Source organism: Rhodopseudomonas telluris (assembly GCF_042432815.1).
GTDB lineage: Bacteria > Pseudomonadota > Alphaproteobacteria > Rhizobiales > Xanthobacteraceae > Rhodopseudomonas > Rhodopseudomonas telluris.
In genome coordinates, this window is the sequence record NZ_JBHLWM010000005.1 from 903,840 (window position 1) to 926,570 (window position 22,731).

General features: G+C 65.2%; 18 protein-coding genes. 5 read left to right on the plus strand and 13 right to left on the minus strand.

The genetic code is table 11. The features are described from left to right. The 5 genes from ACFFJ6_RS15765 to hyfB are packed head-to-tail and all read right to left on the minus strand — an operon-like array spanning nt 1 to nt 6,600. On the minus strand, nt 1-1,512 hold the full coding sequence (locus ACFFJ6_RS15765; protein WP_378389329.1) for a hydrogenase large subunit: 1,512 nt from the start codon (nt 1,510-1,512) through the stop codon (nt 1-3). A 9-nt stretch (nt 1,513-1,521) separates the two neighbouring features. Continuing rightward, on the minus strand, nt 1,522-2,973 hold the full coding sequence (locus ACFFJ6_RS15770; RefSeq protein ID WP_378389331.1) for a hydrogenase 4 subunit F: 1,452 nt from the start codon (nt 2,971-2,973) through the stop codon (nt 1,522-1,524). Next, complete coding sequence (locus ACFFJ6_RS15775) at nt 2,970-3,632, minus strand: hydrogenase-4 component E (protein ID WP_378389333.1); 663 nt, start codon at nt 3,630-3,632, stop codon at nt 2,970-2,972. Before ACFFJ6_RS15775 ends, ACFFJ6_RS15770 begins: the two co-directional genes overlap by 4 nt. Before the next feature lie 2 nt (nt 3,633-3,634). Continuing rightward, entirely contained in the window at nt 3,635-4,591 is a 957-nt protein-coding gene (locus ACFFJ6_RS15780) for a respiratory chain complex I subunit 1 family protein (protein ID WP_378389335.1), read from the minus strand. After that, the gene (gene hyfB, locus ACFFJ6_RS15785) at nt 4,582-6,600 is read right to left on the minus strand and encodes a hydrogenase 4 subunit B (protein ID WP_378389337.1); all 2,019 of its coding nucleotides are present in this window, start codon (nt 6,598-6,600) and stop codon (nt 4,582-4,584) included. The genes ACFFJ6_RS15780 and hyfB overlap by 10 nt, the downstream gene beginning before the upstream one ends. A 403-nt stretch (nt 6,601-7,003) precedes the next feature. Here hyfB and cobS point away from each other — a divergent pair, with 403 nt between their 5' ends. Next, on the plus strand, nt 7,004-7,798 hold the full coding sequence (gene cobS / locus ACFFJ6_RS15790; RefSeq protein ID WP_378389339.1) for an adenosylcobinamide-GDP ribazoletransferase: 795 nt from the start codon (nt 7,004-7,006) through the stop codon (nt 7,796-7,798). A gap of 32 nt (nt 7,799-7,830) precedes the next feature. On the opposite strand, the gene ACFFJ6_RS15795 is transcribed toward cobS, so the two are convergent. Beyond that, nucleotides 7,831-9,294 (minus strand): aminotransferase-like domain-containing protein, encoded by a 1,464-nt coding sequence (locus ACFFJ6_RS15795; RefSeq protein WP_378389341.1) that lies wholly within the window; start codon nt 9,292-9,294, stop codon nt 7,831-7,833. Nucleotides 9,295-9,401: 107 nt separating this feature from the next. Here ACFFJ6_RS15795 and ACFFJ6_RS15800 point away from each other — a divergent pair, with 107 nt between their 5' ends. Both ACFFJ6_RS15800 and ACFFJ6_RS15805 read left to right on the plus strand, forming a co-directional pair. Further along, the gene (locus tag ACFFJ6_RS15800) at nt 9,402-10,436 is read left to right on the plus strand and encodes a 2Fe-2S iron-sulfur cluster-binding protein (RefSeq protein WP_378389343.1); all 1,035 of its coding nucleotides are present in this window, start codon (nt 9,402-9,404) and stop codon (nt 10,434-10,436) included. Then, nucleotides 10,433-11,239 (plus strand): MOSC domain-containing protein, encoded by an 807-nt coding sequence (locus tag ACFFJ6_RS15805; RefSeq protein WP_378389345.1) that lies wholly within the window; start codon nt 10,433-10,435, stop codon nt 11,237-11,239. Before ACFFJ6_RS15800 ends, ACFFJ6_RS15805 begins: the two co-directional genes overlap by 4 nt. Before the next feature lie 25 nt (nt 11,240-11,264). Here the strand turns inward: ACFFJ6_RS15805 and ACFFJ6_RS15810 are convergent, their stop codons facing one another. From ACFFJ6_RS15810 to urtA, 7 genes are all read right to left on the minus strand, one after another. Beyond that, nucleotides 11,265-11,609, minus strand: coding sequence for an FmdB family zinc ribbon protein (locus ACFFJ6_RS15810; RefSeq protein WP_378389347.1), 345 nt, complete (start codon nt 11,607-11,609; stop codon nt 11,265-11,267). A 188-nt stretch (nt 11,610-11,797) separates the two neighbouring features. Next, a complete protein-coding gene (fmdA, locus tag ACFFJ6_RS15815; protein ID WP_378389349.1) occupies nt 11,798-13,027 on the minus strand; it encodes a formamidase in 1,230 nt (409 codons plus the stop codon). 48 nt (nt 13,028-13,075) lie between these two features. Beyond that, nucleotides 13,076-13,765 carry an urea ABC transporter ATP-binding subunit UrtE gene (gene urtE / locus ACFFJ6_RS15820; RefSeq protein WP_378389352.1) on the minus strand — a complete coding sequence of 230 codons (690 nt, stop codon included), beginning with the start codon at nt 13,763-13,765 and terminating at the stop codon, nt 13,076-13,078. A 146-nt stretch (nt 13,766-13,911) separates the two neighbouring features. Next, a complete protein-coding gene (gene urtD / locus ACFFJ6_RS15825; RefSeq protein WP_378389353.1) occupies nt 13,912-14,667 on the minus strand; it encodes an urea ABC transporter ATP-binding protein UrtD in 756 nt (251 codons plus the stop codon). Nucleotides 14,668-14,677: 10 nt separating this feature from the next. Then, nucleotides 14,678-15,829 carry an urea ABC transporter permease subunit UrtC gene (gene urtC / locus ACFFJ6_RS15830; protein WP_378389355.1) on the minus strand — a complete coding sequence of 384 codons (1,152 nt, stop codon included), beginning with the start codon at nt 15,827-15,829 and terminating at the stop codon, nt 14,678-14,680. A gap of 16 nt (nt 15,830-15,845) precedes the next feature. Then, nucleotides 15,846-16,772, minus strand: a complete 927-nt coding sequence (urtB, locus tag ACFFJ6_RS15835) for an urea ABC transporter permease subunit UrtB (RefSeq protein WP_378389356.1) — start codon at nt 16,770-16,772, stop codon at nt 15,846-15,848. Between the two features lie 179 nt (nt 16,773-16,951). Further along, on the minus strand, nt 16,952-18,214 hold the full coding sequence (gene urtA, locus ACFFJ6_RS15840; protein WP_378389358.1) for an urea ABC transporter substrate-binding protein: 1,263 nt from the start codon (nt 18,212-18,214) through the stop codon (nt 16,952-16,954). A 160-nt stretch (nt 18,215-18,374) separates the two neighbouring features. On the opposite strand from urtA, the gene ACFFJ6_RS15845 reads away from it, so the two are divergent. Continuing rightward, entirely contained in the window at nt 18,375-21,743 is a 3,369-nt protein-coding gene (locus ACFFJ6_RS15845) for a hybrid sensor histidine kinase/response regulator (RefSeq protein WP_378389360.1), read from the plus strand. Beyond that, complete coding sequence (locus ACFFJ6_RS15850; protein ID WP_378389362.1) at nt 21,733-22,662, plus strand: response regulator; 930 nt, start codon at nt 21,733-21,735, stop codon at nt 22,660-22,662. Before ACFFJ6_RS15845 ends, ACFFJ6_RS15850 begins: the two co-directional genes overlap by 11 nt. The last annotated feature ends 69 nt before the right edge of the window (nt 22,663-22,731 follow it).

Sequence of the window (22,731 nt, forward strand, 5' to 3'; positions counted from 1 at the left end):
CTACAGGTCCACGCCCGAATAGGAGCAGTTGAACGACTTATTGCACAGCGGAAAATCGGCGATGATGTTGCCCTCGATCACCGCTTCCAGCAGCGGCCATTGGAACCACGATGGATCGCGCAAATGACAGCGCTCGACGACGCCGTTTGCAATGCGCAGCCATACGAAGATGTCGCCGCGGAATCCTTCGACCAGCGCGAGGCCCTCGCAGCCCTGCGCCGGCAACGTCGGCGCGACATGGATGGCGCCGCGCGGCAGCTGCTCGAGAATCTGGTCGATCAGCGCGAGACTCTGCTCGGCTTCGGCAATACGGATCCGCACCCGCGCATCGACGTCACCTTCGCTCAGCACCGGCACATCGAAGCGCAGCTCGTCATAGGGCGCGTAAGCCAGCGCGCGCCGCGCATCGAAGCCGCGGCCGGAGGCGCGGCCGACGAAGCCGCCGGCGGCGTATTGATCGGCCAGAGCGGGCTTCAGCGTGCCGGTCGCGACGGTGCGGTCCTGCAGCGAGGCGGTGTCTTCATAGAGCGCGATCAGCTTCGGCCACTGTTTGCGCACGCCGGCCTGCGCCGCACGGATCGCCGCGATGCCAGTGTCGTCGAGATCGCGCGCGACGCCGCCGGGGATCACCACGTCTCGCATCAGACGATGACCGAACGCGGTGTCGGCGGCGCGCAGGACGTTCTCGCGCAGCACCCCGAATTGCGCCAGCATGATCGCGAAGGCCGCGTCGTTGCAGATCGCGCCGATGTCGCCGAGGTGATTGGCGAGGCGTTCCAGTTCGGCGCACAGCGCCCGCAGCCACACCGCACGCGCCGGAACGGCGATCTCCGCCGCAGTCTCGACCGCGCGCGCAAACGCCAGCGCATAGGCCACCGTCGAATCGCCGGAGACGCGGCCGGCGAGCTTTGCCGCACGCGCCAGATCAGCGCCGGCGATCAGTCCATCGATCCCCTTGTGGACGTAGCCGAGCCGCTGCTCCAGCCGCACCACGGTTTCGCCGCTCACGGTAAAGCGGAAATGGCCGGGCTCGATGATGCCGGCATGCACCGGCCCGACCGCGACCTGATGCGTGCCGGCGCCTTCGACCGGCAGGAAGCGATAGGGCGGCGACGGCGCATCTATTTCGACGCGGTCGCCGAGCGGCGTGTGCACGCCCCATTGGCCGTGATCGAGCCAGGGCCGATCGTCGATTGCACCTGCGGGCTTCAGGCCGAACAGATCGGTGATCGTGCGTTCGAGCCGCAGCGCCGGCAGATGCTTCGCCGCGACCGAGGGAAACGAGCCATGCGGGCAATCCAGGCTGACGATCCCGAACTCGCCGCTGCGCGGATCGAACAGCGCCATGTGCACGCTGGTCGGCTCGCCCCACAGCGACAGCAATTGCCACTGCCGCTCCGCGAGCATCTTGACGGCGAAGCTCCACACCGCGCTGTCGACCACCGTGCGGGGCCACGGCCGATGCCGCGCCACCTGCAAGCCTTCAAGGTTGAGATCGATCAGCGACGGCATGCGATCCCCCTACCCGAGCAGCTTGGCGACGTGCTGGAACCACGCCACCACCGGCGCCGGCAGATACACGCCCGCGATCAGCACCAGCGTCAGATGCGCGAACATCGGCACGTAGGACGCCTGCACCGGCTGCCGGCTGCCGCGCGGCGCGCCGAACGCGATGCCGGTCAGCCGCAGCGTCAGCGCGCCGAACGCCACCAGAATGCCGAACACCAGCAGCAGCGCCAGCCACGGCGAGCGCGCGAAGGTCGACGACACCAGCAGGAATTCGCTCATGAAGATGCCGAGCGGCGGCAGGCCGGCAATCGCCACCACGCCCACGACGAGGCCCCAGCCGAGCACCGGATGGGTCTCGGTGATGCCGCGGATCTTCGCCAGCGACTGCGTGCCCTTGACCTGGGTGATGTGGCCGACCGCGTAGAAGATCGCCGATTTGGTCAGGCTGTGCATCACCATGTGCAGCAGCCCGGCGAAATTCGCGAGCGGCCCGCCCATGCCGAACGCGAACACGATGATGCCCATGTGCTCGATCGACGAATAGGCGAACAGCCGTTTGATGTCGCGGCGCCGATACAGCATGAAGGCGGCGAACAGCAGCGACGCCAGCCCCATCACGATCATCAGCACGCCCGGCGGCATCGCGTCGCCATTGGCGGCGAGCAGCATCTTGAAGCGCAGCAGCGCGTACAGCGCGACGTTGAGCAACAGGCCGGACAGCACCGCCGAGATCGGCGTCGGGCCTTCAGCGTGGGCGTCGGGCAACCAGGCGTGCAGCGGTGCGAGGCCGACCTTGGTGCCGTAGCCGAGGAACAGGAACACGAAGGCGACGTTGAGCAGCGCCGCGTCGAAGCCGGAGGCGCGTGCCACCAGCACGGTCCAGATCATGCCATCCGGGCCCTCGCCGACCACCGGCCGCGCCGCCATGTAGATCAGGATGGTGCCGAACAGCGCCAGCGCGATGCCGACGCTGCCGAGGATGAAGTATTTCCACGCCGCTTCCAGCGCAGCCGGCGTGCGATAGATGCCGACCATCAGCACCGTGGTCAGCGTCGCAAGCTCGACCGCCACCCACATCAGGCCGATATTGTTCGACATGAACGCGAGGTTCATGCCGAACATCATGATCTGATACATCGCGTGGTAGAACCGCAGATAGGTCGGCGTCAGCTTGCCGGTTTCGAGTTCGTGGGCGATGTAGCTGGCGCTGAAGAGGCTCGTCGTGAAGCCGACGAAGGTGTTTAGCACGATGAACACGATGTTGAGATCGTCGACCAGGATGTACGGCCCCGGCGCCGGGCGCGGCAGCACCAGTAGCGAGGCGGCGCAAAGGAAACTGCCGAGACTCGCCAGCACGTTGAGTTTCGCGGTGAGCTTGTAACCCGGCAGCAGTGCCAGGACGACAGCCGCGCAGACCGGGATCAGCAGCACGCCCACCACCGGATCGATCCCGGACATCGTCATGTCCGCTCTCCGCGCGAGACGTCGAGCTGCGAGACATCGACCGAGTCGAACCGCTCGCGGATCCGGAACAGCACGATGCCGATGACGATGAAGGCGATCAGCACCGAGAACGCGACGCTGATCTCGACCACCAGCGGCATGCCCTTGGCGCCGGCGGCGGCGAGGATCAGGCCGTTCTCGAGCGACATGAAGCCGACCACCTGGCTGACGGCGTTGCGCCGCGTCACCATGAACAACAGCCCGAGCAGCACGACGGACAGCGCGAAGGCAAGATCCTCGCGCGCCAGCGCGTCGGCATCGGCGGTGACGCGCAGCATCAAGGCCAGCGACAGCGCCACCAGCCCCATGCCGGCCAGCATGGTCGGGCCGATGCCGACCACGGTCTCGATGTCGCGATGGATGCCGAGCTTGTAGACGATGCGGCGCAGCGCCACCGGAATGATGATCGCCTTGAACAGCAGCGCGATCGCCGCGGTGACGTAAAGATGCGGCGCGTCCTGGATCAGCGCCTGCCAGGCTACCGCCGCCGACAGCATCAGCGCGTGCAGCGCGAACACGTTGAGCAGCGAGGTCAGGCGGTCCTGATACAGCATCATGAACGACACCAGCACCAGACCACCGGCCAGCGAATGCGAGATGTCGAAGGCAAGCCCGTGCATCGTCACAGCCCCTTCGATACAAAGAGCAGAAGGGTACCGAGCAGGCCGAGCATCAGCGCAGCGCCGAGGAACTGCGGCACGCGGAACACCCGCATCTTGGCGGTGGCGGTCTCGAACAATGCGAGCAGGAAGCCCGCGACCGCGATCTTGAACAGGTACAGCGCCGCGCCGGCCGCATAGGCGGCCGGGCCGGCGCCGAACACGCCAATGCCCCAGGGATAGAACAGGCAGACGATCAGCGAGACGTAGAGCAGCAGCTTGAGCTGCGCGCCGAACTCGATCAGCGCCAGATGCCGGCCGGAATATTCCAGGATCATCGCCTCGTGCACCATGGTGAGTTCGAGATGGGTCGAGGGATTGTCGATCGGGATGCGCGCGTTCTCGGCGAGCGCCACCATCACCAGCGCGATCATCGCGAGGCCGAGCGAGACGCGCAGGCCGACCGCCGTGGACGCGATGTAGTTGGCGACGGTGGACAGATGCGTCGAGCCGGCGACCAGCGCGACGCAGAACACGATCATCAGCATCGCCGGCTCGGCCAGCGCCGCGATCATCACCTCGCGCGACGAGCCGATGCCGCCGAACGAGGTGCCGACATCCATGCCGGCGAGCGCGAGGAAGAACCGCGCGGAGCCGAGCAGCGCGACGATGACGATCAGGTCGGCGGTCCAGTTGAACAGCAGGCCAGTGGCGAAGGTCGGCACCAGCGCGGCGGCGACCCAGATCGCCGCGAAGGTGACATAAGGCACAGCGCGGAACAGCCACGAGGCGTTGTCGGCCAGCACCACGTCCTTGCGCAGCAGCCGGATCAGGTCGCGATAGGGCTGCAGCAGCGACGGCCCGCGGCGGCGCTGCAGCCGCGCCTTGATCTTGCGGATGAAGCCAGTGAGCAGCGGTGCCAGCAGGAACACCAGCAGCATCTGCACGCCCTGCACGGCGATGTCGGTGATCACGGCCATATCGCGAGCACCAGCAGCAGCGTGACGAGAGTGGCGAACACCAGGCTGAGATAGCCGCGGATGGTGAGGAGTTGCAGCCGATTCAGCCGCACGGCAGCGCCGACGATGCCGTTCGCCAGCGGCGCGTAGATCCGCTCCCACACCTGATCGTGCAGCTCGATCCGCAGCCGCGCCGGCGCGACGTCGCCGGGCGGCGGCATCGTCACGCGATCACGGGCGCGGAACAGCAGCGTGCCGAACACGCGGCGGATCGGCTGCGCGAAGCCGGCCGCGGAATATTGCGCCAGCGGCGCAGGATCGGTGAAGCCGCAACCCCAGGCCGGGCCACGGCGCACCGCGCCGGACGACACCAGCCGAATTGCTACAAAGCCCAGCGATGCCGACACCGCAATGAAGAGCGCGACCAGCAGGCCGTTATACGAGCCGCGGCTCTCGGTGATCGGCACGAACGACAGCCACGCCAGCGGCGTCTGCGCCGGCAGACGGCCGCCGAGAATATCGGCGGCGATCGGCGCCAGCGCGTCCATCACGAAACCGGGCAACACGCCGGCGGCAAGGCACAGCGCGGCGAGGATCGCCATCGCGGACAACGAGAAGCGATCGACCTCGTGCGCCGAGCCGGTCGCCGCGCCGCGCGGCCGGCCGAGGAAGGTGACGCCGTAAGCCTTGACGAAGCACGCCGCCGCCAGCGCCGCGGCGAGCGCCATCAGCGCGCCGACCGCAGGCACCAGAATCTTCAGGCCCCATTGCGGCAGTTGCGGGCTTTGCAGCACCGCCTGGAAGATCAGCCATTCGGAGACGAAACCGTTGAAAGGCGGCAGCGCCGAGATCGCGATCGCGCCGATCAGGAACACCACACTGGTCACCGGCATGCGATGGATCAGGCCGCCGAGCCTGTCCATGTCGCGCTCGCCGGTCGCGCTCAGCACCGCGCCGGCGCCGAAGAACAACAGGCTCTTGAACAGCGAGTGGTTGAAAACGTGAAACAGCGCCGCGGTGAACGCCAGCGCCGCCGGCAGCTTCTCGTCATTGGCCTGGAACGCCAGCGCCAGACCAAGGGCAACAAACACCACGCCGATGTTCTCGATGGTCGAGTAAGCGAGCAGCCGCTTCAAATCGCTTTCCATCAGCGCGTACAGAATGCCGACCGCGGCGGTGACGCCGCCGAATGCCAGCACCACGCCGGAGGTCGACCAGTCGGGCGTGCCGAGCAGATCGAACACCACGCGGATGAAGCCGTAGATCGCCACCTTGGTCATGACGCCGCTCATCAGCGCCGAAACGTGGCTCGGCGCGGCCGGATGCGCCTGCGGCAGCCAGACGTGCAAGGGGACGAGACCGGCCTTGGAGCCGGCGCCGAGCAGCATCAGCAGCAGCACCAGCGTGGCAATCCACGGCGCATGCGGCGCGATGCGGATCGCGGCGAAATCGTAATGGCCGGCAGTGCCGGCGAGCAGGCCGAAGGCGAGCAGCAGCATCAGCGTGCCGAAGCTCGCCATCAGCAGATACACATAGCCGGCGCGGCGATTGGCGGCGACGCGGTGATGCGCCATCACCAGCGCCCACGACGCCAGCGACATGAACTCCCACGACAGCAGATACGAGAACGCGTCGGCCGCGAGCACGACCATGTTCATGCCGGCCAGAAACGCCGGATAGAACGGCAGGACGCGCTGCGGCGCATGTTCGTGGCGGCCATAGCCAAGCGCATAGAGGCTGGCGAGTGTGCCGCCGAGATTGACCACGACGAGGAAGAACGCGGCGAGCGCATCGAGCCGCAGATGTGCGCCGAGCCACGGCAACCCGATCGGCAGCACGCTCTCGGCGGCGGCATCGGCATGCAGCAGCAGCCAGGTCAGGGCGCTACCGGCGGCGACCGCGCAGCACAGCAACGTCGCCGAATAGATCACCGCCGTGGCGAGCCGCGGGCTGCGACTGAGCGCGACAGCAACCAGCGCGAGCCCCAGCAGCGCCGCCACGCACCACAGCTGGACCGCGAGCCCGCTCATCAGCCGCGCACCCGCGCCGCGCGCCAGACTCGGCGCGCGAGGAAGGTCTGCGCGCGATCCTGCGGCGGAACCATCATCTGCGATCTTGCCCCATTCGCATCGGGGTCGACCTCAATTCCATTCAAGCGCGGAGCCCGGCGCATGACGACGTCTCATTATCCGAATCGCAGCAGGTCTATCAATCATCTATTTTTGATCCGCATAAATGATGTTTCAAATATCATAATTGGCCGACCGGCTGGACCACTTCAAGTTTGTCACCCAGCTCAATTTCCGGTTTGTGCCAGCTCAAGGTTCCATCCCGCAGGTGACTTGGCCGGCAGCGACGACCGACGGTCCAAGGTCGCGGTTGACCGCGACACGAGGCGGCGCGCAGTAAAGCGCTCCCCCGCAAAGGACCGCCATGTCCGACAACACTCCGCCCCGGCCGACGCCCACCCTCGCACAATTGCTCGACGCGATCCGCTTCCTCACCATCCTGCCGGTGCCGAATTCCGACCGCGCGCCGGAACCGGACTGGCTGACCCGCGCAATGACGTTCTTCCCGATCGTCGGTGTCGGCATCGGCGTGATCTCGGCGATGGTGCTGGTGCTCGGCAGTTCGCTGTTCGGCCCCGGCCTTGCCGCGCTGCTCGCCGTCGCCGCCTCGGTGATGGTGACGGGCGCGATGCACGAGGACGGCCTCGCCGACACCTTCGACAGTTTCGGCGGCGGCTGGTCGGTCGAGCGGCGGCTGGAGATCATGAAGGACTCGCGGCTCGGCACCTATGGCGGGCTGGCGCTCGGCCTCGATGTCGCGCTGCGCGCCACTGCGCTGGCGCAGCTGCCGCTGTGGGCCGCGCTCGCGGCTCTGGTCGCCTGCCATGCCGCCGCGCGAGCGACGCCGGGCTTCGTCACCCGGAAGCTGTCCTACGCCGGCAATATCAGCGGCATGAAAGTGAGCTACGCCGACGCGCCGATGCGCAAGGACGAGTTCGTGCTGGTGCTGATCACCGTCGCGCTCGCGTCGCTGCCGCTGCTGCTGGTGTCGCCGCTGGCGCTGCTCGCCGGCCTCGGCGGCGGCGCCGCGCTGGCCGCGCTGATGACGAGGTGGGCCAAACGCCTGCTCGGCGGCTACACCGGCGACGTGCTCGGCGCGGTCGAGCAAATGTTCGAGATCGGATTTTTGCTCGGGGTGGCGGCGGTGCTGGCCGCGTAGGCTATCGCGCATCCTCCGCCGCTTCGGCAGAGCTACCCAACAATCCCGTCCCGTAGCAGCCGGATCGCCGTCTGCGCCTCCTTTCGGTCGAGTGCGGCGAAGCCGATGCGTAGTCCCCTGCTCGCCGTGCCGTCTCCGAAGCAGCGCGACGGCAGAAACTGCAGACGGCCGCTGCTCCGCTCGAGCCGATCGAGCTTGCGTAGATCGCGAAATTTGAGCCAGAACGCGAGGCCACCGTCGGGCGGCCTGAAGCTGAGTTCGTCGCCCAGCTGCGTCTGCAGGGCTTCGGCAAAATGCGTGCGCCGCTCGCGATAGATTCCGACCGCCTTGCGGGCGAACCGCCTGATCTCGCCGGCGGACAACAGAGCGGCGACCGCGGCTTCGGTCACCTGATCGCCCTGCCGATCGATCAGCAGCACTTCCTGTGCGGCGCGATCGATCACCTTGGTGGGCGCGACGATGTAACCGAGCCGCAAGGTCGGCGCGAGCAGCTTGGACATCGAGCCGATATAGAACGTCTTGTCGGGCGCCACGCTGGCGAGCGGAAACAGCGGACGATGACGGAAATGAAATTCGTGATCGTAGTCGTCTTCCACGATCGAGAAGCCGAACTGATCCGACAGGCTCAACAGCCGCAACCGCCGCTCCGGCTTCATCAGCACGGTGGTGGGAAATTGATGATTGGGCGTGAGATAGATCGCGCGGATCGTATTGCGACGGCACAGCCGTTCGAGATGCTCGACGTCGAGGCCGTCGTCGTCCAGCCTCACGCGCAAAATCTCGGCGCCCGCGGCGCGGAATGCCTCTCGGGCGGGCGGGTAGGTCAGCTCCTCTACCACCACTTTGTCGCCGGGTGAGGTGATGATCCGCGCGACGACAAACAAGGCCATCTGACTGCCGCGGGTGAGACAGATATTGTCCGCCGCGCTGGCGAGGCCGCGTTCGGCGTTGAGCATCTGGGCGATCTGCACACGTAGTAACTCCAGCCCGCGCGGATCGCCGTAGCCGAGACTGCCGCGGCGACCGCCGAACAACAGCGCCTGCCGATACGCGCGCGCATAGGATTGTGCCGGAAACAGCCGCGTATCGGGGATGCCGTCGTCGAGGCAAATCGACGACGCAGTCGGATACACGGTGGGAATCTCGACGCCGGAGCGGAGCCGGCCGGCAAAGCGCGTCGACGCGCGAGACGCCTTCAGCGCTGACGGCGCCGACTCTTCGGCCATGATCGGCAGCTGAGTGGCGACGAAGGTGCCGCGCGTGCCGCTGGTCGACAGCCAGCCCTGGGTTTCCAGCTCCTGATACGCGGCGACGACCGTCTTGCGGTTGATCGCCAGACTCGCGGCGAGTTCGCGGCTGCTCGGAAGCAGATCCTGCGGCGCCAGCCGGCCGCGCCGGATTTCCTCGATCACCGTCTGGGCAATCTGCAGATAGACCGGCGTCGCACCGTCCAATGCGATCCGCGGCGCCAGAAGCGCTTTCCAATCCTTCGCCACGCCGCCCTCCAGACGTCAAGCTTGGCCCATGCAATAACACAAAATTGGACCATTCACGGGTCCTAGCGCGGGTCTTAGGGTCTGGCAACTTCACGAGACAACCATCGATGCAAATCGTCCTGGTCCCAAGCGGCACAGCCTTTTCCTGCGAAAGCGACGAAACCATTCTGGCAGCGGCCAAGCGCCAGGCGATCAACCTCGCCAGCGCCTGTGAGAACGGGACGTGTGGGGCCTGCAAGGCCGAGGTCGTCTCCGGCGCCATCATCCACGACGAGCGCGCCAGCGCCCTTACCCGGACGGACCTCGCGCTCTGCAAGGCGCTGCTATGCTGCGCCTATGCGCGGTCGGACCTGACCATCAAGGCTACCGAGGTCGCGCTGCGCAGCGATCAACCGGCCGCGACGGTTCCGGCGCGCGTCTTGCGGCTGCAGAGATTGTCTCCGAGTGTCGTCGGCCTGACGCTGCGTTTTCCGCCCGGCATGGCGCCGGCCTTCAGGCCTGGACAATTCGTCGGCATCGAATGGCAGGGGCGGCTGCGCTCGTTCTCGATCGCCAACGCAGCGCGCGGCGACGGCACGATCGATCTGCATATCGGGCGTGTTCAGAACGGCCAGTTCACCAACCATGTCTTCGAGACGCTGAGCGAGGGCGCCATCCTCAGACTGGCCGGACCGTTCGGTGAGTTCGGCATCGCCGACGCCCAGCGTCCGATGCTGTTCGTCGCCGGCGGCACCGGCATCGCGCCGATCATCGGCATGCTGCAGGCGCTGGCGCCGTCGGCTCCGCGCCAGCCCATCCGTTTGTATTGGGGCTGCAGGAATTCGCGGGAGTTCTACACGAGCGCGCAGATCGACGACATTGCGGCGGACTTCGCAGACTTCCGCTGCGTGCAGGTGGTGTCCGACGACGACGCGCAGTGGCGCGGACGATCCGGCTTCGTTCACGACATCGTCCGCAGCGACGTGCCGGACCTCTGCCAGTTCGACGTCTACGCCTGCGGCAATCCCTTGCTGGTCCGCGCGATGGAAGATGTCGCGATCGACGGCGGCGTTCCGCCCGCGCGCTTCTTTGCCGACAGCTTCAACCTCGTTCCACCGCCGGCCGCAGCCGACCCGATCCCCAGCAGAGGCGCAACAGCATGACGACCATTTCGGACATCTACATCTACCCGGTGAAATCCTGCGGCGGCGCGCGTCTGACCAGCGCCACCATCACGCCGACCGGCCTGGCGCTGGACCGGCACTGGATGATCGTCGACGGCGACGGAATGTTCGTCACCCAGCGCGAACAGCCCCGGCTCGCTCTGCTGCGTCCGACGCTGCATGACGGCGGCGTCACGCTCACGGCGGAGGGCTACGATCCGCTCGACCTCTCGACCAACGAGGTCGAGGGCAACGTCGATGTCGTCATCTTCGGCGAAACGATTCCGGCGCGCGGCGTCGGCCCCGCCACGGACGACTGGATCAGCGACTATCTCGGCGCGCCGCATCGCGTCGTCGCGCAGGAGCCGAGCTTCCTGCGCAAAGGCGGCGTGCAGTATCCCAGCCGCGACGACGCGCCGACGAGCTTCGTCGACAATTTCGGCGTCCTCGTCGTGTCGCAGGCCTCGCTCGACGACCTCAACCGCCGCATGGACACGCCGCTTCCGGTCAATCGCTTTCGGCCGAACATCGTGGTGTCGGGCGTGGCGGCCTATGACGAGGACTTCTTCGCCACCGCCAGCGCTGGCGCTGTCGAACTGCGGTTCGTCGACCTGTGCTACCGCTGCAACCTCACCACCATCGATCAGGACGCCGCCGAGTTCGGTGCCGAGCCGCTGGCGACGCTGACGGCCTATCGCAAGACCGAGCCGGGGGTGAAGTTCGGCAACTACGCCGCCATCGCCAAGGGCTTCGGCGACAGGCTCGAAGTCGGGCAGCAGCTGAACGTGACGTTCAACTTCTGATGCTACCCGGCTTCCCGGCGCGGTCTCAGTGGCTGATCATCCACGGCCGCGCCGTCGGGAATCCCTTGGCGCCGCTCTTGGTGCGGGTTTGCAGCCGCGACGGTTTCTTCAGGCCGGAGCAGCAACCGCAGCCGGGGGCGTGCTTGGCCTTGTATTCGCCGACGCTCATCGGGGCGTTGCGGCTCTTCTCGTTGGTGGCGTGCGCGCTGCGTTGCGCCGCCGGCATGCAGGAGAAGTTCGGCGCGGTGAGGATCACCCGCGGCGAGGTGGTCTCGCACACCGGGCACGGCTGCGGCTCTTCATACTCCGACATCGGCCGCAAATCGGTGAACGGCCCGCAGGCGTCGCACATGTATTCATAGACTGGCATCGTCGTTTTCCCTTGCGCTGACGATTTGCCCCTGCCCGCGATGGGAGCGGGGCGGATAAACCGCACCGTCCCGCTCCCTTCGCGCAGGGAAGTCTTGGCCGTCATTGCGAGGAGCGAAGCGACGAAGCAATCCAGCTCAGTGCACGGCGCTGGATTGCTTCGCTTCGCTCGCAATGACGACCTTCTGGTTACTTGTCCGGCGAGATCGGCATCTGGATGTCGCCCTTGATGTGTTTCACCGGGCCGGCCGAAGACGGCATCATGTCGAAGTCGAAGATCTCGGTCGGCAGCCACAGCGTGGCGCAGGCGTTGGGGACGTCGACGACGCCGGAGATGTGGCCCTGCACCGGCGCGGTTCCGAGGATTGAATAGGCCTGGGCGCCGGAGTAGCCGAACTTCTTCAGATACTCGATGGCGTTGAGGCAGGCCTGACGATACGCAACGGTGACGTCGAGGTAGTGCTGCTGGCCGGCCTCATCGACCGAGATGCCCTCGAAGATCAGGTAGTCCTTGTAGTTCGGCGTCACCGGCGACGGCTTGAAGATCGGGTTCTTGATGCCGTATTTCGACACGCCGTCCTTGATGATGTCGACCTTGATGTGCAGCCAGCCGGCCATCTCGATGGCGCCGCAGAAGGTGATCTCGCCGTCGCCCTGGCTGAAGTGCAGATCGCCCATCGACAGACCGCCGCCCGGCACATAGACCGGGAAGTAGATCTTCGAGCCGCGCGACAGGTCCTTGATGTCGCAATTGCCGCCGTGTTCGCGCGGCGGCACGGTGCGGGCGCCCTCGGCGCCGGCCTTGGCCTTCGCATCACCGGTGAGCTTGCCCATATGCGCGGTCGGGCCGAACGGCGGATTGGCGAGGCCGGGCACGCGCGTCGGGTTGGTCGCGATCAGGCCGGTCTCGCGCTCGTTCCAAGTCGCCAGCAGCTTCGGATCGGGCAGACAGCCGATCAGGCCGGGATGGATCAGGCCGGCGAAGTTCACGCCCGGGATGTGGCGCGACGAGGTGTACATGCCCTTGAAGTCCCAGATCGACTTCTGCGCCAGCGGGAAGTGATCGGTGAGGAAGCCGCCGCCGTTCTGCTTGGAGAAGAAGCCGTTGAAGCCCCACAGGCTCTCCTTCATCGGGCCGACGTCGAGCAGGTCGACGACCAGAAGGTCGCCCGGCTCAGCGCCCTTGACGCCGATCGGGCCCGACAGGAAGTGCACGATCGACAGGTCGATGTCGCGGACGTCGTCGGCCGAGTCGTTGTTTTTGATGAAACCGCCGGTCCAGTCGTAGGTCTCGACGATGAAGTCGTCGCCCGGATTGACCCACGCCGCCATCGGGATGTCCGGATGCCAGCGGTTGTGGACCATCTCGTTGTCGTAAGCGGACTGCGTGAGATCGACCTTGATCAGTGTCTCTGGCATCGGAAGCTCCCCTTGTGACCAGTGGACGGACGTGAAGAAAACGCGGAGTTAGACGGATAGATATTTGGCGACCTGCGCCTCATCGACGCTGTCGCGCGGATCGTCGCGGACGATTTCGCCGTTCTCGATGACCAGCACGCGGTCGGCGACGTCGAGCGCGAAGCTCAGCACCTGCTCGGAGACGATGATCGACAGGCCCTTGGTGTCGCGGATGCGCTTCAGCGTCCGCCCCATCTCCTTGATGATCGACGGCTGGATGCCCTCGGTCGGCTCGTCGAGCAGCAGCACTTTCGGCTTGGTCGCGAGCGCGCGGGCGATCGCGAGCTGCTGTTGCTGACCGCCGGACAGATTGCCGCCGCGCCGGCTCTTCATCTCCAGCAGCACCGGAAACAACTCGTAGAGATCGCTCGGCACATCCTTCTCGCCGGAGACGACGAGGCCGGTCTCGATGTTCTCCTTGACCGTCATGGTCGAGAAGATCATGCGGCCTTGCGGCACGTAAGCGAGGCCCTTGGCGACGCGCTCATAGCTCTTCAGCCCGCCGAGCTCGGCGCCCTCCATCGAGATCGAGCCCTTGCGCTGCGGGATGATGCCCATCAGCGACTTCATCAGCGTGGTTTTGCCCATGCCGTTGCGGCCCATGATCGCGACGATCTCGTTCGGCGCGACGTTGATATTGAGCCCGTGCAGCACCTCGCTCTGGCCATAGGCGACGTGCAGATCGTTGATAGCGAGCATCGGGATCTCCTTATTTGGTCGGAGCAACAATGGACGGCGTCATTGCGAGGAGCGAAGCGACGAAGCAATCCAACGCAGCATTCGGAGCTGGATTGCTTCGCTTCGCTCGCAATGACGGAGGAGAGGCTGTGCGCATCAGCAACCTCCTAGTGCCCCAGATACACTTCGATGACCTTGGGATCGTTCTTCACCGTGTCCATGGTGCCTTCCGACAGGATCTGGCCCTGGTGCAGCACGGTGACCTTGTGGGCGATGTCTTCGACGAACTTCATGTCATGCTCGATCACCAGCACCGAGCGGTCCTTGATGATGGTGTGCAAGAGCTCGGCAGTCTTGACGCGCTCGGAGACGCTCATGCCGGCGACCGGCTCGTCGAGCATCAGCAGGTCGGGGTCCTGGATCAGCAGCATGCCGATCTCGAGCCATTGTTTCTGGCCGTGGCTGAGCAGGTCGGCGCTCATGCCGAGCTTGTCCTTGAGGAAGATCGCTTCCGCCACTTCCTCGACGCGCTCGCGCACCGCCGCGGTGCGCTGGAACGCCAGCGCGCCGAACACCGAGCGGCCCTGCGGATAGGAGATCTCCAGATTCTCGAACACCGTGAGGTCTTCGTAGATCGACGGCGTCTGGAACTTGCGGCCGACGCCGGCTTGGACGATCTGGTTCTCCTTCATCTTGGTGAGATCCTTGCCGCGAAAATGGATCGCGCCGGACGTCGCCTTGGTCTTGCCGCAGATCAGATCGAGCACCGTGGTCTTGCCGGCGCCGTTGGGGCCGATGATGACGCGGATCTCGTTTTCCTCGACGTAAAACGACAGGTCGTTGACCGCCTTGAAGCCGTCGAAGGACACGGTGAGCCCTTCCACCGCCAGCAGGAAGTCGGGCTGTTGATGGCCGATCAGCATGGTTGCCTCCTCATTCCGCCGGGGCGCTGCCCGCGATCGGGCCGATGGTCTTGCCGTTGTGGTGATCCGAACCGGACTTGCGCTTGCTGATCAGTTTGTCGATCAGCGGCTGGACGTAGTCGCGCCAGATGCCGGCAAGTCCGTTCGGGAAGATCAGCACCACCGCGATGAACAGCGCGCCGAGGCCGAACAGCCACAGCTGCGGGAAGGATTCCGACAGACCGGTCTTGGCGAAGTTGACCAGCAGCGTTCCGTAGATCGCCCCGAAGATCGACAGCCGGCCACCGACCGCGGTGTAGATCACCATCTCGATCGACGGCACGATGCCGACGAAGGACGGCGACATGAAGCCGACATTGAGGGTGAACATCGCGCCGCCGATCGCCGCGAACATCGCTGCGAGGCAGAGCGCGAAGATCTTGAAATTGGCGACGCTGTAGCCGGAGAACCGCACCCGGTCCTCCTTCTCGCGCATCGCCACCAGGATGCGGCCGAGCTTGGAGTGCCGCACGAACAGCGCCAGCATGATGCAGCCGAACAGGAAGGCGACTTCGACGAAGTACAGGATCACCTTGGCGTGGTCGGGACGGATGTCCCAGCCCTTCAGCGTGCGCAGATCGGTGATGCCGTTGATGCCGCCGGTGTAGCCCTGCTGACCGATGATCAGGATGGTGCAGATCGCCGCGATCGCCTGGGTGATGATGGCGAAATACACGCCGCCGACCCGGCGCTTGAACATCGCGGCGCCGACCAGATAGGCGAACAGCGCCGGGATGATCAGGATCGCCAGGATCGTCAGCGTCAGACTGTGGAACGGCTGCCAGAAGAACGGCAGCTGGGTGATCTGATTCCAGTCCATGAAGTCCGGGATGCCCGGGGTAGACTGGATCTTGGTGTTCTCGACGCTGGAGGCTTCCAGCTTGAGATACATCGCCATGCAGTAGCCGCCGAGGCCGAAGAACACCCCCTGCCCGAGGCTGAGAATGCCGCCGAAACCCCAGCACAACACCAGGCCGAGCGCCACGAAGGCGTAGGTCAGATACTTCGCCACCAGATTGAGGCGAAACACATCCAGCGACAGCGGCAGGATCACCACCAGCAGCAGAGCGAGTGCGGCGAGACCGATGATGTCCGAGCGGCTGAGAAAGCGCGGGCTTTCCATTGTCGTGTCTCCCCGATTACTTGCGGACCTTGAGGGCGAACAGGCCTTGCGGGCGCATCATCAGGATCGCGACGATGGCGAGCAGCGTGAGCACCTTGGCCATGGAGCCGGACATGAAGAACTCCATGGTCGACTGCGCCTGCGAGATGCTGAAGGCCGAAGCGATGGTGCCGAACAGGCTGGCGGCGCCGCCGAACACCACGACCAGGAAGGTGTCGACGATGTAGAGCTGACCGGAGGTCGGCCCGGTCGAGCCGATCATGGTGAAGGCGCTACCCGCGATGCCGGCGATGCCGCAGCCGAGGCCGAAGGTGTAGCGATCGACCTTCTCGGTGTTGATGCCGACCGCGCCGGCCATCACCCGGTTCTGCACCACGGCGCGGACCTGGCGGCCCCAGCGCGACTTGTACATCACATAGGCAACGGTCGCGGTGATCAGCACCGTCAGGCACATCACAAAGATGCCGTTGATCGGCACTTCGATGGTGTCGGTGACCTGCTTGGAGCCCAGCATCCATTGCGGCAGTTCGACGCCGACTTCACGCGCGCCGAAGATCGACCGATAGGCCTGCTGCAGGATCAGCGACAGGCCCCAGGTCGCGAGCAGCGTGTCGAGCGGACGTTTGTAGAGATGCCGGATCAATCCCCATTCGACCAGCATCCCGAGCGCGCCCGACGCGATAAAGGCGAGGATCATCGCGACGAAGAAGTAGCCGGGAAACAGCGCCGGCAAATAGGTTTGAAACGCGTTCGACGTCATCCAGGTGACGTAGGCGCCGAGAATCATGAACTCGCCGTGCGCCATGTTGATGACGCCCATCTGGCCGAAGATGATCGCCAGACCGAGCGCCATCAGCACGTAGACCGAGAACAGGATCAGGCCGGCAAAGCCCTGCATCGCGAAGATCGCGCCGAGATCGCCAATGGAATAATCGCCGAACATGGAGGCTGCCCCTGCTGAGTTAAAAAGATCCGGACGCGGAGAGTCGCCGGCGCCAGCCCCGCTCACCGCCGTCATGCGCGGGCTTGACCCGCGCATCCATCTTCTTGCGAAGAGGATGGATCGCCGGGTCGGGCCCGGCGATGACGGTTGCGCGCGTGAGGCGTGCGCCGGCGCGCTTCTTACTGGTAGCCCTTCGGGAACGGATCGGGTTCGACCAGGTCGGCGGTCTCGTAGACCAGTTCGTACTGACCGTCCGCCTTGGCCTTGCCGACGCGGGTCTTGGACCAGAGGTGATGGTTTTCGTGGATCCGGACGTAGCCTTCCGGCGCACCCTTGAACTCGACGCCCGGCGATGCCGCCGCGATCTTGTCGACGTCGAACGAGCCGGCCTTCTCGACGGTCAATTTCCACAGCCACGGGCCCAGATAGGCAGCCTGGGTGACGTCTCCGATCACCGTCTTTTCACCCCACATCTTCTTGAAGTCCGCGACGAACTTCTTGTTGTTCGGATTGTCGAGCGACTGGAAATACTTCATGCAGGCGTAGGCGCCCGCGATATTCTCGCCGCCGATGCCGTCGATTTCGTCCTCGGTCACCGAGATCGTCAGCAGCGTCTGCTTGGAGAGGTCGATGCCGGCCGCCTTGAGCTGCTTGTAGAACGCAACGTTGGAGCCGCCGACGATGATCGCGTAGATCACGTCCGGCTTGGTCAGCTTGATCTTGTTGATCACCGAGTTGAACTGGGTGTGGCCGAGCGGGAAGTATTCTTCGCCGACGACCTTGCAGCCCTGCAGATGCCCCTCGATGTGCTTGCGGGCGATCTTGTTCGAGGTGCGCGGCCAGATGTAGTCGGAGCCGAGCAGATAGAAGCTCTTGGCGCCTTTGGTCTTGTTGACCCAGTCGAGGCCGGCGATGATCTGCTGGGTGGCTTCCTGGCCGGTGTAGATGACGTTCTTGGACTGCTCGAGGCCCTCGTAGAAGGTCGGGTAGTACAGCATGCCGTTATATTGTTCGAACACCGGCAGCACGGCCTTGCGCGAGGCGGACGTCCAGCAGCCCATCACGGCGGCGCATTTGTCGTTGACCAGCAGCTTCTTGGCCTTCTCGGCGAAGGTCGGCCAGTCGGAGGCGCCGTCTTCCTGCACGAACTTGATCTTGCGGCCGAGCACGCCGCCGGCGGCGTTGATCTGTTCGATCGCCAGCTTTTCGGCCTGCACCGAGCCGGTTTCGGAGATCGCCATCGTGCCCGTGACCGAATGCAGGATGCCGACGGTGACTTCGGTGTCGGTGACCGCGAGGCCCGTGGTGTTGACCGCGGAGGTCGCCGGCGCCTGGGCGAACGACGTGCGCGGCAACATCGTCATCGCCGGAATCGCCGCCATCCCCATCAGCAGCTTGCGCCGGAACGGCGAGTGAAGGCCCTGGTCTTTCTCGTCTGCCATGAACTACCCCTTCGTGTTGTTTGGACGCGTGTGCAGCCGGGGCAGACGATCGGCGAAATTTTCCGCTGCACCGATACGCAAGATCACGTATGTTGCATCGCAAGACCGCGACGTAGATTTTTCATCACGCAAGGGAGCGTGGCATCAGGGAGAGCAGCGAGTGGTTGGGCGGCAGCGCATAGACCGCGTTCGGCGCCAGTACAATCAATGGGTCGCCAACCAGACGCTCGAAGACTACGCGCTGCGGTTCACCGCCAAGAGCGCCCGCCGCTGGTCAGCCGCCCGGGTCGCCAACACCGCGCTGGGCGCGATCTCGTTCCTGGCCCTGGAGGCGATCGGCGGCACCATCACGCTGAACTACGGCGTCACCAACGCCACCGCGGCGATCCTGGTGGTCAGCGTGATCATCTTCTGCTGCGGCCTGCCGATTGCCTATCATGCAGCCAGATGTGGCGTCGATATAGACTTGCTCACGCGTGGAGCCGGATTTGGCTATATCGGCTCGACCATCACGTCGCTGATCTATGCCTCTTTTACGTTCATCTTCTTCGCCATCGAGGCTGTTATTCTCGCCAAGGCGCTGGAGATGTGTTTCGGCTTGCCGCTGGCGCTCGGCTATCTGTTCAGCGCCGTGGTGATCATTCCGCTGGTGACGCACGGCATCACGCTGATCAGCCGGTTTCAACTGTGGACCCAACCTTTCTGGATCCTGCTGCACATTCTTCCGTTCGCGGCGATCGCGATCAAGAGTCCGGAATCCTTCGTCGGCTGGACCAGCTTTGCCGGCACGCACGGCAACCCGGACGGCCACCTCGATCTGTTGCTGTTCGGCACCGCCGCCTCCGTGGTGTTCGCGCTGGTGGCGCAGATCGGCGAACAGGTCGACTTCCTGCGCTTCCTGCCGCGCGACCGCCGCACCTCGAAGGCGGCGTGGTGGGCGGCGATGATCAGCGCCGGGCCGGGTTGGATCGTGCCGGGTGCGCTCAAGCTGATTGCCGGCTCGTTCCTCGCTTACTTCGCGCTGAGCCACGGCGTCGGCGCGGAGGATGCGGCCGAGCCGTCGCACATGTATCGCGAGGCGTTCCGCTACGTGCTGGCCCAGCCCGAACTGGCGCTGGCGCTGACCGGCGCGTTCGTGATGCTGTCGCAGATCAAGATCAACGTCACCAACGCTTATGCGGGGTCAATCGCCTGGTCGAATTTCTTCTCGCGGCTGACGCATAGTCATCCCGGCCGAGTCGTCTGGCTGGTGTTCAACGTGCTGGTGGCGTTGCTGCTGATGGAAATCGGCGTCTACAAGGCGCTGGAACATACGCTGGCTCTCTACTCCAACGTGGCGATCGCGTGGGTCGGCGCGCTGGTCGCGGACCTCGTGATCAACCGGCCGCTCGGGCTACGGCCGCGGCAGATGGAGTTCAAGCGCGCGCATCTCTACGACATCAACCCGGTCGGCGTCGGCTCGATGGCGATTGCCACGGTGATGTCGATCACGGCGTTCTACGGCGTGTTCGGGCCGACCGCCAAGGCGCTGGCCCCGTTCGTGGCGCTGCTGGCCGCGTTCGTCACCGCCCCGGCGATCGCGCTCGTCACCCGCGGCCGGTTCTACATCGCCCGCAAGCCGAAACGCGCCTGGCGCGACCTGCCGGCGATCAAGTGCTGTATCTGCGAGCACGCGTTCGAGCCGGAGGACATGGCGCATTGTCCCGCTTATGCCGGCGCGATCTGCTCGCTATGCTGTTCGCTGGACGCGCGATGCCACGATCTGTGCAAGCCGCACGCGCGGTTCGACGCGCAGTTCGCCGATACGCTCGGCAAGGTGCTGCCGCAGCGCGTCCAAGCGCTGCTGAACTCACAGGTCGGGCACTATCTCGGCGTGTTCACGGTGTCGGTCGGGCTGGTCGGCATCACCCTGCTGATGATCTATCTGCAGGCGGCACCGGCGACCGACGCGCAACACCTGCTGCTGTCGGAGATCCTGTGGAAGCTGTTCTTCGCATTGGTGATCATCGTCGGCGTGGTGACGTGGCTGTTCGTGCTCGCACGGCAGAGCCGTCAGGCGGCCGAGGCCGAAACGCGGCGGCAGACCACGCTGCTGATGCAGGAGATCGACGCGCACCGCCAGACCGACGCTGAACTGCAACGCGCCAAGGAAGTCGCGGAATCCGCCAACCTCGCCAAGAGCCGTTACGTCGTCGGCCTCAGCCACGAGCTGCGCTCTCCGCTCAACGCGATCAGCGGCTATGCCCAGCTGTTGGAGCAGGACAGCACGCTGCCGCCGCGGCCGCGTGACCAGATCCGGCTGATGCGGCGAAGTGCCGATCATCTCTCCGGCCTGATCGATGGGCTGCTGGACATTTCCAAGATCGAAGCCGGACGGCTGTATCTGTCGCGTGACGAAGTGCGGTTCGGCGAGTTTCTCGATCAGCTCGTCGGCATGTTCCGGCTGCAGGCCGCAGCCAAGGACGTGGAGTTCGTGTTCAAGCGGCCGCAATATCTGCCGCCGGTGGTCTACGCCGACGAGAAGCGGCTGCGCCAGGTGCTGATCAACCTGCTGTCGAATGCGATCAAGTTCACGCAGGAAGGCAGCGTGCACTTCATCGTGCATTATCGGAATCCGGTCGCCGAACTTGAAGTCCGCGACACTGGCCCAGGTATCCACGCCGACGATCTCGAGCGGATCTTTGCGCCGTTCGAGCGCGGTGCGCTCGGCGTGTCGCAGCCGCACACCGGCACCGGCCTCGGGCTGACGATCAGCAAGCTGCTCGCCGGCGTGATGGGTGGCGATCTCAGCGTCACCAGCACGCTCGGCCAGGGTTCGACCTTCCGGGTCAAGCTGCTGCTGTCGGAGGTCGCCAACCCGACCCGCACCCGTTCGATCCGCGCGCCGATCCTCGGCTATCACGGCCCGCGCAAAACGATCCTGATCACCGACGATGATCCCGCACAACGGAATCTGCTCCAGGAATTGCTGTCGCCGCTCGGCTTCATCGTACTCAGCGCGCCGGATGGGTTTACCTGTGTCAGCCTTGCCGAACACTGCCAGCCGGACCTGTTCCTGCTCGACATCTCGATGGCCGGCATGGATGGCTGGACTGTCGCCGAGACGCTGCGCACCAACGGTCATCACCACGCCCGCATCCTGATGGTCTCCGCGAGCGCGATCGAGGCGCACGGGGCGCCGCTGGCGCAGCCGTTCCACGACGGCTACCTGATGAAGCCGATCGACATCCCGCGGCTGCTCGAGCAGATCGGACAGCTTCTCAAACTGGAATGGATCTACAAAGGCGACGTAGCCGAGCCGCCGCAGACCGACAGCGACATACTCACACCGCCGATGCAGCACGTCGAAGAATTGATCGAGCTCGGCAAGATCGGCTACATCCGCGGCATCGAGTCCAAACTCGATCAGATCAACATCGACTATCCGGAGTCGGGACCGTTCGTGTCGCAGATCCGTTCATTAGTCGAGCAGTTCGACCTCGATCAATACATGAAGACACTGAACACGCTGTATCGCCATGAACAATGACATGAAGAAGCGCGATATCGTTCTGGTCGTCGACGACTCGCCGGAAACGCTGCGGATGCTGACCGATGCGCTGGACGGCGCCGGAATGACCGTGATGGTCGCGCTCGACGGCGCCGCGGCGATGCGGATCGTCGAGCAGATCACGCCGGACATCATCCTGCTCGACGCCATCATGCCGGGCCTCGACGGCTTCGAGACCTGCCGGCGGCTGAAGCGCAATCCCGGACTCTCCGACGTCCCGGTGATCTTCATGACCGGCCTCACCGAGAGCGAGCACATCGTCCGCGGCCTCGAAGCCGGCGGCGTCGACTACGTCACCAAGCCGATCGTGATCGCCGAAATGCTGGCGCGGATCCGGGTGCATCTCGGCAATGCGCGGCTGAGCCAAAGCGCACGCGCGGCGCTCGACGTGTCGGGGCGCTTCCTGCTCGCGGTCGATCGCGTCGGCAAGGTGCTGTGGGCGACGCCGCAGGCGCAGAAACTGCTCGCCGCCGACGGCGCCTCGGCCGAAGGCTATCGACTCGATCTGCCGAAGCCGTGGCTCGACTGGCTGGAGCAGGTCCACAGCGGTCTGGCGCAACCCAAGACGCCGATGAAAGCATCGCTGCTGCGCAACGACGAGCTGCGGCTGCAATATATGGGCAAGCTCGGCCCGAACGAATTTCTGCTGCGGCTGGCGCGCGACAGCTCGACCGAGTCGCCGAAGGAATTCGCCACGGAATTCGGACTCACCAGCCGCGAAAGCGAAGTGCTCGCATGGCTCAGCAAAGGCAAGACCAACCGCGACATTGCGCAGATCCTCGGTCTCAGCCCGCGCACCGTCGACAAGCATCTGGAGCAGATCTACGCCAAGCTCGGCGTTGAAAACCGTACCGCGGCAGCCGCGATCGCGACGAATGCGGCCCGGCGGGATTCCTGAAGAGCGGCGCGGCTGAGAAGGCACGGGATGTCAAAAGAGAAACGGCCGGGACGACGTCCCGGCCGCAAA

Coding starts and splice junctions, on each gene's coding strand:
- ACFFJ6_RS15765 (WP_378389329.1), bottom strand. CDS start 1,512: ATGCCGTCGCTGATCGATCTCAACCTTGAAGGCTTGCAGGTGGCGCGG.
- cobS (WP_378389339.1), top strand. CDS start 7,004: ATGTCCGACAACACTCCGCCCCGGCCGACGCCCACCCTCGCACAATTG.
- ACFFJ6_RS15780 (WP_378389335.1), bottom strand. CDS start 4,591: ATGGCCGTGATCACCGACATCGCCGTGCAGGGCGTGCAGATGCTGCTG.
- ACFFJ6_RS15800 (WP_378389343.1), top strand. CDS start 9,402: ATGCAAATCGTCCTGGTCCCAAGCGGCACAGCCTTTTCCTGCGAAAGC.
- ACFFJ6_RS15850 (WP_378389362.1), top strand. CDS start 21,733: ATGAACAATGACATGAAGAAGCGCGATATCGTTCTGGTCGTCGACGAC.
- urtB (WP_378389356.1), bottom strand. CDS start 16,772: ATGTTCGGCGATTATTCCATTGGCGATCTCGGCGCGATCTTCGCGATG.
- urtA (WP_378389358.1), bottom strand. CDS start 18,214: ATGGCAGACGAGAAAGACCAGGGCCTTCACTCGCCGTTCCGGCGCAAG.
- ACFFJ6_RS15810 (WP_378389347.1), bottom strand. CDS start 11,609: ATGCCAGTCTATGAATACATGTGCGACGCCTGCGGGCCGTTCACCGAT.
- fmdA (WP_378389349.1), bottom strand. CDS start 13,027: ATGCCAGAGACACTGATCAAGGTCGATCTCACGCAGTCCGCTTACGAC.
- urtE (WP_378389352.1), bottom strand. CDS start 13,765: ATGCTCGCTATCAACGATCTGCACGTCGCCTATGGCCAGAGCGAGGTG.
- urtC (WP_378389355.1), bottom strand. CDS start 15,829: ATGGAAAGCCCGCGCTTTCTCAGCCGCTCGGACATCATCGGTCTCGCC.
- hyfB (WP_378389337.1), bottom strand. CDS start 6,600: ATGAGCGGGCTCGCGGTCCAGCTGTGGTGCGTGGCGGCGCTGCTGGGG.
- ACFFJ6_RS15805 (WP_378389345.1), top strand. CDS start 10,433: ATGACGACCATTTCGGACATCTACATCTACCCGGTGAAATCCTGCGGC.
- ACFFJ6_RS15770 (WP_378389331.1), bottom strand. CDS start 2,973: ATGACGATGTCCGGGATCGATCCGGTGGTGGGCGTGCTGCTGATCCCG.
- urtD (WP_378389353.1), bottom strand. CDS start 14,667: ATGCTGATCGGCCATCAACAGCCCGACTTCCTGCTGGCGGTGGAAGGG.
- ACFFJ6_RS15775 (WP_378389333.1), bottom strand. CDS start 3,632: ATGCACGGGCTTGCCTTCGACATCTCGCATTCGCTGGCCGGTGGTCTG.